Annotated in this window: 9 protein-coding genes; 7 read left to right on the top strand and 2 right to left on the bottom strand. The window is 66.6% G+C overall.

The genetic code is table 11. The annotated features are described in order from the left end of the window. Positions 1-524: 524 nt before the first annotated feature. On the bottom strand, positions 525-2,114 hold the full coding sequence (locus tag ENSA7_RS12390; protein WP_106089471.1) for a hypothetical protein: 1,590 nt from the start codon (positions 2,112-2,114) through the stop codon (positions 525-527). A gap of 204 nt (positions 2,115-2,318) precedes the next feature. Here ENSA7_RS12390 and ENSA7_RS12385 point away from each other — a divergent pair, with 204 nt between their 5' ends. The 6 genes from ENSA7_RS12385 to ENSA7_RS12360 are packed head-to-tail and all read left to right on the top strand — an operon-like array spanning position 2,319 to position 8,001. After that, positions 2,319-3,320, top strand: a complete 1,002-nt coding sequence (locus ENSA7_RS12385; protein ID WP_146157623.1) for a beta propeller repeat protein — start codon at positions 2,319-2,321, stop codon at positions 3,318-3,320. Continuing rightward, complete coding sequence (locus ENSA7_RS12380; RefSeq protein ID WP_106089469.1) at positions 3,317-4,501, top strand: NHL repeat-containing protein; 1,185 nt, start codon at positions 3,317-3,319, stop codon at positions 4,499-4,501. Before ENSA7_RS12385 ends, ENSA7_RS12380 begins: the two co-directional genes overlap by 4 nt. Then, a complete protein-coding gene (locus tag ENSA7_RS12375; protein WP_181233679.1) occupies positions 4,498-5,814 on the top strand; it encodes an NHL repeat-containing protein in 1,317 nt (438 codons plus the stop codon). The genes ENSA7_RS12380 and ENSA7_RS12375 overlap by 4 nt, the downstream gene beginning before the upstream one ends. Before the next feature lie 5 nt (positions 5,815-5,819). Beyond that, the gene (locus ENSA7_RS12370; RefSeq protein ID WP_181233678.1) at positions 5,820-6,293 is read left to right on the top strand and encodes a cytochrome P460 family protein; all 474 of its coding nucleotides are present in this window, start codon (positions 5,820-5,822) and stop codon (positions 6,291-6,293) included. Continuing rightward, entirely contained in the window at positions 6,290-6,868 is a 579-nt protein-coding gene (locus tag ENSA7_RS12365) for a hypothetical protein (RefSeq protein ID WP_106089466.1), read from the top strand. Before ENSA7_RS12370 ends, ENSA7_RS12365 begins: the two co-directional genes overlap by 4 nt. Then, complete coding sequence (locus ENSA7_RS12360; protein WP_146157622.1) at positions 6,865-8,001, top strand: NHL domain-containing protein; 1,137 nt, start codon at positions 6,865-6,867, stop codon at positions 7,999-8,001. The genes ENSA7_RS12365 and ENSA7_RS12360 overlap by 4 nt, the downstream gene beginning before the upstream one ends. A gap of 72 nt (positions 8,002-8,073) precedes the next feature. Here ENSA7_RS12360 and ENSA7_RS12355 read toward each other — a convergent pair whose 3' ends face one another. Then, complete coding sequence (locus ENSA7_RS12355; protein WP_106089464.1) at positions 8,074-8,511, bottom strand: hypothetical protein; 438 nt, start codon at positions 8,509-8,511, stop codon at positions 8,074-8,076. Positions 8,512-8,619: 108 nt separating this feature from the next. On the opposite strand from ENSA7_RS12355, the gene ENSA7_RS12350 reads away from it, so the two are divergent. Beyond that, a complete protein-coding gene (locus ENSA7_RS12350) occupies positions 8,620-9,786 on the top strand; it encodes a hypothetical protein (protein ID WP_106089463.1) in 1,167 nt (388 codons plus the stop codon).

Below are 9,786 nucleotides of genomic sequence, written 5' to 3'. Positions count from 1 at the left end.
CGAGGCACCGCCTGGTGACCTTGTAGCTGCTGTGAGGATGGATCGGCCGCGCGCGAACTCGCGCATGTGAGCGTGATTGCCCGTGAGCTCGGTTCTTGGCTCGGCGGGCGGCGCTGGCTTGCTTCTGGGCTTGGGAAATGGCCACGCAGGCTTCTCGGCCCGCGGATGGTTCGTTTGCAGACGCCGAGAGAAAATCTCGAGAGCGGGCCCATCCTTTCCAGGTAAATCCCTGGGTACTGATCCAAGGATCAAACGGAAGACTCCGAGCCCGGTCTGATGCCTCCGAGCCCGGTCTGATCGGTCCCGCCGAGCCCGGTCTGATCGGTTCCGAGCCCGGTCTGATCCCGAGCCCGGTCTGATCGGTCTGATCGAAAGATCAAAAAGAAGACTCCGAGCCCGGTCTGATCGGTCCACGAGCCCGGTCTGATCGGTCTGATCGAAAGATCAAAAAGAAGACTCCGAGCCCGGTCTGATCGGTCCCGCGCCCGGCCTGATCGGTCTGAGCCCGGGTCTGATCGGTCTGATCAAGGCATCGCGCCACCGGCGATCCACTCGCGAACCAGCGCCACAGCCTCGTCGCTGAGCAGGATCGGCGCATTGCGTGGCATGTGAGCGACGGTCACGCCGCCCTCGGTCTGCGGCTCACAGTTGGCCATGACCTGATACAACCACGAACCCTCCGGATCCCCCGGCTCGACCAAGCTCGCCCCCGGGTTGCCCTGCACCTGGTGATCGAGCAGCTCCGTCAGCAGACTCGGACTCTGCAGATCCAGCCCCGCGGCCTGCCCGGAGCTCCCGTGGCAAGCGTTGAACATGCAGGACGGCTGAAACACCGCGGCCTCCACGTTGGCCAAGGTCGGCGCGAGGCTGGGCTGGACGCCGGGATCATGATCGACACACTCGGGGACCGGCGGAATCCCTTCGTCCCCGCTAGGCGGCACATTAAACGGCCCGTTGCGCTCCGCCGCAGACGGCAGCGTCTGCTGAACATCCTTGGGGATCCCAAAGAAGTTACACCCAGCTTCATACTCGAACACCCCATCAGTCTGGCCGACAGCCACGCTCCCCCCGTTCACGGTGACATCCATCAGGATCTCAGTCTCCGCAAGCCCAAGCATCACGCACATCTCCTGGTCGCCGATCCCCCATCCAACATTGACATCGCGCCAATTGTCATAGCCACAAGTGAACCGCAGCCCAGTCGCTCCAGTCAGATCCAGTGGAGGGTCGAACGTCTTGCCGTTAGCCTCACCATTAAACCCGCTGATCGAGTGGACGCTGGTGCCATCCAGCGGCCCCCCAAGCACCGTCAGATCAAAGTAATCCCCAAGGTAGTGATAGTGCGGCAGCGCGTAGTGCAGCTTCATGTCCAGCGGTCCACCCGTCGCGCCTTCGTAATCCGCCGCAAAGTCGTCACAGATCCCCGTAAAGTGACTCTTCGCGTTCGCAGGAATGTCAAGATCATAGTAAGTCAGCCGGAATGGAGCGAGCACGATCTCGACATCCCGCGGGTGGATCAGCTCGAAGCTCATGAATAAGTCAGAGCGAACCTCGGCCGGCCCAACATTCAGCATGTGCGTACTGCCGATCACCTTATAGCGAGCCGGCAGCTTGATCACCGCGCCCGCCCCAGTCCGCTGCTCCTCCACGAACGACTGAGTAGACTGAGCAAACACCACGGTCCCGACCGACGCAGCCCCAAGCTCGTCGAAGTTCCGATCACCACAGTTAAAGTAGCCGTCCGGCCCAGCAAACAAGTTCTCCGGGACCACAAACCAGTTCGAGTGATGAAAATACCCGAGGTTGCTGAGCGTGACAGCCTGCAGATAGATCGGGTCGTCATTGTCGACCGTCCACTGCACGCAGGGCTCCACCTCTTCAAACGGCGCCAGCTCATACTCACCGAAGCGGTGGGTGATCACGGCGGTCTCGAGCTCCTCCCCTCCGGTGTCGGTGTCGGTGCCCGTGTCAGTGTCGGTACCCGCGGACGTGTCGGTCGCAGCGTCGGTGCCCGTCGCGGCGAGGCTGTCGCCGGGTGAGGGATCATCACCGCACCCGAGCGGTGCGAGAGCAAGAACGATGAGCGCAGTGATCGACGAGCGAGGGCGTGACATGGTGGCGTGGCGACGGCTCTCAGCAGTGAGGCAGCGACAGCGTACTCGGTTCTGAGCAAGCGGGGATCTCGCTGTCGTCTCCGCCGCCCCCGCGGAGCGGGCCGACTCTGTGGCAAAGCAACACGCCGCCCGCCACCGACCCCGTGGCGGCTCACGCGTGCTCGGCTTGTTACCCAATTCCACCTTTGTTACGCTCCATACATCGTGCAGCGCCCATTTGTGCTCATTCTCGCGTCGTGCTTGGTCGCGTGTCCGACCGAACCCGAACCCAAACAAGACGGCTGGGAGCTGGTGCACCGCGACCTGCCGGGCGCGCTGCTGTCGGTCTGGGGCACCAGCTCCACCGACGTCTGGGCGGTCGGTGGCGACAGCCTCGACGGCTTGGGCCCAACCATCCTCCACTTCGATGGCGAGGCGTGGACCCGCATGGAGTCCGGCTTGTCTCAGGGCAACCTGTGGTGGGTGTTCGGCTTCGAGGACGGCCCGGTGTTCATGGGTGGCGAGGGCGGCGTGATCCTCCGCTACGAGGGCGGCGAGTTCACGTCCATGACAACGCCGGGTACCGGGACCGTGTTCGGGATCTGGGGCGCGAGCCCCGACGAGGTGTGGGCGGTCGGCGGCACGTCGGCTGCAGCGGGCGGGTTCGCGTGGCGGCTCAGCGGTGACACCTGGACGCCCGAGCCCTCGCTGCCAGCGGACGTCAGCTCGAACGGCGCGATCTGGAAATTGTTTGGCACCAGCAAGGACGACGCCTGGCTGGTCGGCAGCAACGGCGTCGCGCTCCACTGGGACGGCGCCGCGCTCGAGCTCGGCGAGTCGGGGGTCGGCTCGTCGCTGTTCACGGTCCACGCGAGCGAGGGTCGCTACGTCGCGGTCGGCGGGGCGGCGACGGGCATCATCAGCGAGTACGAGGACGGTCAGTGGACCGTCGTCCCCGCCGACCCGCCCGCGCCGGGGCTGTCGGGCGTCGCGCTGGGTGAGGACGACTTTGGTGTCGCGGTCGGCAGCTTTGGTGCCGTTTACACCCGCTCTTCGACCGGTTGGACACAAGAGGATCTCGGCTTCAACCTGGCCATGACTTTGCACGCCGCGTGGATCGACGATCAAGGTTGCGTGTGGGCGGTCGGTGGGCAAGTCTATAGCCCGCCATTCGATGACGGCCTGCTGATCCACCGGGGCCCCTCGATCTCGAGCGACGGATTATGAACGACTCACTCTTGCTTCGACCACTGTTGATTGCGTCCGTGCTGGTCGCGACCGCGGGCTGCGACGAGAAGCCCGACATCGATCAAGCCTGCCAAGACCTCCAACCGGGGCACGCGTGCACCTGGGCGGGCGGCGGCCGGGACGGCGAGGGCTACAACGGTGAACACCACCACCGCCTCGAGACCCTGCTCAACCAGCCGCAAGACCTGTTGTTCTTGCCCGACGGCACCGCCTGGGTCACCGACTTCAACAACTTCCTGGTCCGCCGGGTGCTGCCCGACGGCACGGTCGAGTCGGTGGTCGGCTCGACCAACCCGATCTTCCCGGGCGACGGCCCCTTCGCCGGGCTGCCCCCCACGGGCGCCGACGGCTCGGACTGGCTGTTGAACCACCCGACCAACTTGCTGCTGCAACCCGACGGCAAGGTGCTGGTGGTCGCGTGGCACAACCACAAGCTGCTCACCGTCGATCCCGACACCGGCTTTGTGACGGTGGTCTGCGGCAAGGGAGCGGGCTACGCAGGTGACGGCGAGCTCGCGGCGAACTCGGCCCTGTTCAAGCAGCTCAATGACGCGACCTTCGATGACGCTGGCAATCTATATATTGTCGATCAGCAGAACGAGCGTATTCGCAAGATCGACACCGCTGGGATCATCACCTCGATCGCAGGTGACGGCACGCTGGGCTCCAGCGGCGACGGCGGGCCCGCGCTCATGGCCCAGTTCTCGTGGGCGCAGGGCTCCAACCCCAACCCCAGCGGAGGCATCGTGTTCCACGCGGGCATGCTCTACGTGTCCGACACCGAGGCCGACGTCATCCGCGTCATCGACCTCGCTACAGGCACAATCGACCGCTTCGCCGGCACCTACGAAGGCGGCGATTCGGGCGACGACGGCCCGGCGATCGACGCTCAGCTCAGCGGGCCCCGCGACCTCGAGATCGGCCCCGACGGCGATCTGTACTTCGCGGACACCGACAACGGCAAGGTCCGCGCGATCGACCTCGAGACTGGCATCATTCGGACCGTGGTCGGTACGGGCGAGCTCGGGATCGAGGACGCCGAAGGTCAGCTCGCCACCCAGATCAAGCTGCGCCGGCCATTTGGTGTCGCGTTCGATCCCGACGGCAACCTCTACGTCATGGACACGCTCAACAACCGCATCGTGAAGGTGGCCAAGTGAACACGCACACTCAGTCACTCACGCTGTCGTCGCTGGCGCTGGCGGGCGCCTTCGTCCTGACCGCCTGCCCCGGCGATGATCCAGTCCCCAAGTGCGATCCCACGGTGGTCGGGACCATCTGCACGATCGTGGGCAACGGCGAGAACGGCTACGACCGCGACGCCGACACCACCGTGCTCGACGCCCTCGAGGCCAAGATGTCGCTCCCGCAGGACACGCTGATCGCACCTGACGGATCGATCATCATCCTCGACTGGAACAATCACCGCCTGCGCGAGCTCGACACCGAGGGCAACCTGAGCTGGATCGCGGGCCGCGGGGAGCTCGGCGGCAGCCTCGATGATCCGGCCAACGGCGACTTCAACCACCCGACCAACATCATCTTCGACCACAGCGGTGACAACATCATCATCGCGGCGTGGCACAACAGCAAGATCCGCACGGTCAACCGAATGACGGGCGTGGTCTCGGACACCTGCGGCGACGGCAAGCGGGCGTACTTCGGCGACGGCGGCTCGGCGGCTGACTCGTCGCTGGATCTGCCGGCCAGCCTGGCGTTTGACCCGAGCGGCAACCTGGTGATCATGGACCAGGCCAACCAGGTGTTGCGCATGGTCGACGCCGCCGGGAACATTCACCTGCTCGCCGGTCGCTGCGTCGTCGATGCGCCCGCGCCAGGTGGCCCCGGGGCCTGCCCGGACGGGGTCGAGCCGACCCAGTGCCCCGATGGTCCGAACGGTCCGTCGGGCAAGTACACCTGTGGGGATCCGGCCGAGTTTTGCTCGCACCCGTGCACCCCGGGCTATTCGGGCGACGACATCCCAGCCGAGCAGATGCGGATGGCGCAGCCGTTTGGTCAGTCGGCGTCGCCGGCCGGTCGGATCCTGTTCGACCCCGCGGGCAACCTCTACTTCGCCGACACCGCCAATCACCTGATTCGGATGATCGACACCGACGGGATCGTCCGACGGATCGCGGGCACGCCCCCCCAGGACGGGGTTCCACAAAATGGCTACGCGGGTGACGGCGGGCCCGCGCTCGACGCCAAGCTCAACTTCCCGGTTGATCTCGCGCTGGCCGACGACGGCACCTTGTACTTCACCGACGTCTACAATCACTGCGTGCGGGCGATCGAGAGCGACGGCACAATCCGCACGGCGGTCGGTCAGTGTGGCGAGTCGGGCTACGAGGGCGACGGCGGCCCTCCCGAAGAGGCGCTGCTCAATCTGCCGTTCGGCCTCGAGTGGGCTGACGGCCGGTTGCTCGTGAGCGACACGGGCAACAGCGTGGTCCGAAGCATCGTGATGCGGTGATGAGCATGACGCGCTTGGTCCCAGCTTTCGCCGTCGTCTTCGCGCTGGGCTTGGTGTCCGCGTGCCCAACCGAGGAGCCCGAGGTCGAGCCGGATTTTCCGGCCGACTACGAAGCCAGCTACGTCGAGGTCCGCGACTGCCGGGGCAGCGGCGACCACGATCTCAACAATATTCGGATCCTCGCCGATCCCGCCGCGCTCGAGCCCTACCAGGGTCGGGTCGAGCCGTTCCCGGTCGACGCGGTGGTCCTCAAAGAGGAGTACGAGTTTGGTGACTTCGACTGTAGTGGGCCGATCAAGCAGTGGACGGTGATGCGTCGGCTGCCCGACGGCAGCGCGCCCGATACGTTGGACTGGGCGTGGCAGCGCGTCGACCTCGAGCGCAAGGTGCTCGACGAAGACGCGCCGCGCTGCATCGGCTGTCACACAGGTTGTGGGGTCGAGCCAGACGGCTACGACGGGACCTGCGCGATCCCGTGAACGCGATGCCCGCCCGGCCGCACGCTCGGTTGTCTCTGGTGCTGGTGCCCGCGTGTCTCGCGTTGGTGGCGGGCTGCCCGGACGAGCCGGGCCCCGATCCCGATCCCGGCCCGTTCAACTTGGTCAGCGCCGACGCGTGGGGGCGGGTGACGTCGCCAGACGAAGACGCCTTCGCTGATCAACGGCCCGCGGACGCGGTGTGTGAGGACGTGGGCTGGTATGTGGATCCGTTCGCGCAGTCGATCGAGATCCAGACCGAGCTGTGCGACTACCTGACGCTGCGCCAGGCAATCCTTCACGAGGTCGGCGTCGGCGATGAGATCACGGTCCAGGGCTACCACGACGATCTGACCGCGGCCGCACCCGCGCAGGGCTACCTCGGGCTCGCGCTCGACGGGGACATTGTCTGGGAGTTCACGGTCCCGATCCCCGCGGCGGCGGCCGTGTTCGAGCAGACCTTCACCGTGGATAGCAGCTATCCCGCGGACACCGAGATCCAGCTTCACGTGCACAACCACGGGCCAAACACTTGGGAAGTCATCTCGGTGCAGGTCACGCCAGCGCGCTCGTCATGAGCCTCACTGACACCTGGGCACGTCGCCTGCTTGCCTGGACCTGTGCGCTGAGTGTGCTCCTGGTTGCTGGCTGTGGGCCCGAGCCTTGCGAAGACGGCCCGAGCTTGGGCGAGCTGTGCCACTTCGCAGGCACAGGCGACCTCGGCTTCAACCGCGACGGGCTGCTGCCAAAGGAAACGGACTTCTTCTTGCCCTCGGCGGTGCGGCGCGGGCCCGACGGGTTGATCTACGTGATGGACTTCAACAACCAGCGGTTTCGACGGATCGGCGAGGACGGCCGATTCGAGACCGTGGTTGGCAGCGGCTTTCATGCGATCGCCTCGGTCGATCTGCCAGCCAGCGACACGCCGCTCGAGAACCCGATCGACTTCGCGTTCTTGTCGGATGACCGCCCGGTGTTCGTGTCCTATCACGACCCGCGCGTGCTGGTGCTCGCGGATGACGGCACCTTGGACGCGATCGCGGGGGCCGCGGATGGGGTCGTCGGCACGGTCGGTGACGAGGGCGACGGTGGTCCGGCCGTCGACGCGCTGTTCATCCAGCTCGACGGCATCGCGGTCACGCCTGACGACACGATCTACGTGTCCGACAGCCTGGCCAACCGCGTGCGCAAGATCGAAGCCGGCGTCATCACGACCGTCGCGGGCACTGGTGAGCCGGCCTACAGCGGCGACGGTGGCCCGGGTGCTGAGGCGGCGCTGCACTGGCCGACCGCGCTCGAGCTCGACCCGGACGGCAACCTCTATATTGTCGACACCTTCAATCATGCGATCCGACGGCTCGCGCCGGACGGCAGCATCAGCACCGTGGTCGGCAGCGGCGTCGAAGGCAGCGGCGGCGACGGCGGCCCCGCGACGCAGGCCCAGCTCAACGAGCCGTTCGGCCTGGCCCGGGACGAGGACGGCACGCTCTACGTTGGTGATCGCAGCAACTTTCGAGTCCGCCGGGTCGACCCCGATGGCATCATCACGACGATCGCGGGGACGGGCGTGCAGGGCCCCGGGCAGCCAGGCCCGGCGACCCAGTCGACCCTGGGCTTCACCGCCCGGATCGCGCTGGATGGCACGAGCCTGCTGGTGGTCGACCAGTCAAACTCGAAGATCTGGCGCGTCGAAGTACGCGCAGAGCGTTGAAGAGCGCCCTCGCCAGTCGTGAAGAGGCGTTCGCAAGCGGGCCAGAAGCCTGGCCCGAGCTGAAAACAGCCCTCAGGAGGGCGGCAGGCTGCCGAGGCGCAGGTCCTTGTGGAGCTGTTGTTGCTCGTGAGCCCAGCTGCGGACCGCGGGATCGGGACTGATGATCACCACCCGCCCCAGGCAGCCGTGGCGTCGCTGGATGCCCTCGGGGTAGACCTCCCAGCCGAGCGGGCGCGCGGGATCAATTTCGACCAGGACCTCCAGCGCCAGCCCGGCGACGGCGACCCGCAGCCCGGCGCGCTTGGTGTAGGCCACGAACACGATGTCGGTTCGGTGGATCTTGGTGGGATCCGCGGGATCGACGAAATCCGTGCGTTCGCTGCGGATCTTCAGCTTGGGGCTGATGACGGGTCCACCGGACTGGGCGCACAGGTCGAAGGCGAGCCGGGGGTCATCGTGGAACAGCGAGACGAGGCCATTGCGAAGGATGGATGAGCGATTGTCGGTCATGCCCAAGTCGTCGGCCCGCGAACTCGGGGTTTGCAGACTTTGTGCAGCTCGGACCAGATTTTTTCGGCTCGGGGTCCGGTCGAGAGCCGCTCTCGAGCCTGGAGTCGCATGACCGCAGCGCGAGTCGCGTGGGGCATGTACCATCTCGTGATGGCCTCGACGCGCGGGTCCGGTTGGTTCGTCGTGCTGGCAGCGCTGACGTGGGCGCCTACGCAGACCGCGAGCGCGGGCCACTGCTCGTACTGCAACGACGGATTGCCCACCTCCGTCGTGATCGACTCGCCCGAGATCGGGATCGACGGTGTGATCGTGATCGTGCTCGAGGACGAGCGCGCTCGCGTCCTCGAGCAGACGTCGTGGGACATCACGACGGTGACCGTCGCCGACTCCGAAGGCGCGCCGATCGAGGGCGCGCTCGAGACCCACCCGGGCTTCACGCCCGCGGCCTGGCGCCCGGCCAACCCCTGGGTGCCCGGGACCTACCAGGTCACCGTCACGGTCGACCTGCCGTCGTTCCCCGCCGATCCCGGACCGCAGGATTGCCCGCCGTTCAGCCATCAAGCCGAGATCGTGGTCGTCGAGGAGCCGCGCCACGTCGTGGGCACGCAGGCGCTGTCGGTGACCGAGACCCTCGGCGTGACTCCTTCGCGCGGCCTCGAGTCGCTGGTCTGCTGTGACGGCGCGCTGCCGTATCTGGCCTCGGCGCCCGGGGTCCTGTGTCCTGGCTATCCAGATCGGGATCTGCAGATCGGCGCTGGTCACTGTAGCGAGCGCGTGGGCACGGGATGGCTCGACCTGCACGCCGAGCTGCTCATCGATGACCAACCTGCCCCGCCCGACTACACGCTGCGGGAGCTCACCCACGCCAGCACGTCGGCCACGGGCGATGCGGCCATGTCGATCAAGCTCACGCAGCCAGAGTGCCTGCAGTTCGAGCTGCTCGACCTCGTGACCGGCGAGCGGACCGTCTACGACTCGTGCCACGGGGACGCGGTGGCGGACCAGCTCGGGACGCTCGAGCTCGATCCCACCGCTGAGCTCGCGGCCGAGTGCAGCGGCGGTGCGTACGTGTGCGAGTCGGACAACATTGCGTGGGATCCAGCCGCATGCATGACCTGGCCCGGCGGTGCTCCATACACCCATCCCGAGAGCCCCGAGAGCGAACCCCCGGCCGAGACAGGCGGTGGCTGTCGGATCGGCGCGCGGCCGAGTCCAGTCGCGGCGGGGATGCTGGTCTGGGCGTTGTTCGTGGTTCGACGCCGACGCCGGTCATGA

This window comes from Enhygromyxa salina (assembly GCF_002994635.1).
In the GTDB taxonomy this organism is placed as follows: Bacteria; Myxococcota_A; Polyangia; order Nannocystales; family Nannocystaceae; genus Plesiocystis; species Plesiocystis salina_B.
Note: the sequence above shows the minus strand (reverse complement) of the source record. Positions and strands in the feature narration are given on the sequence as shown.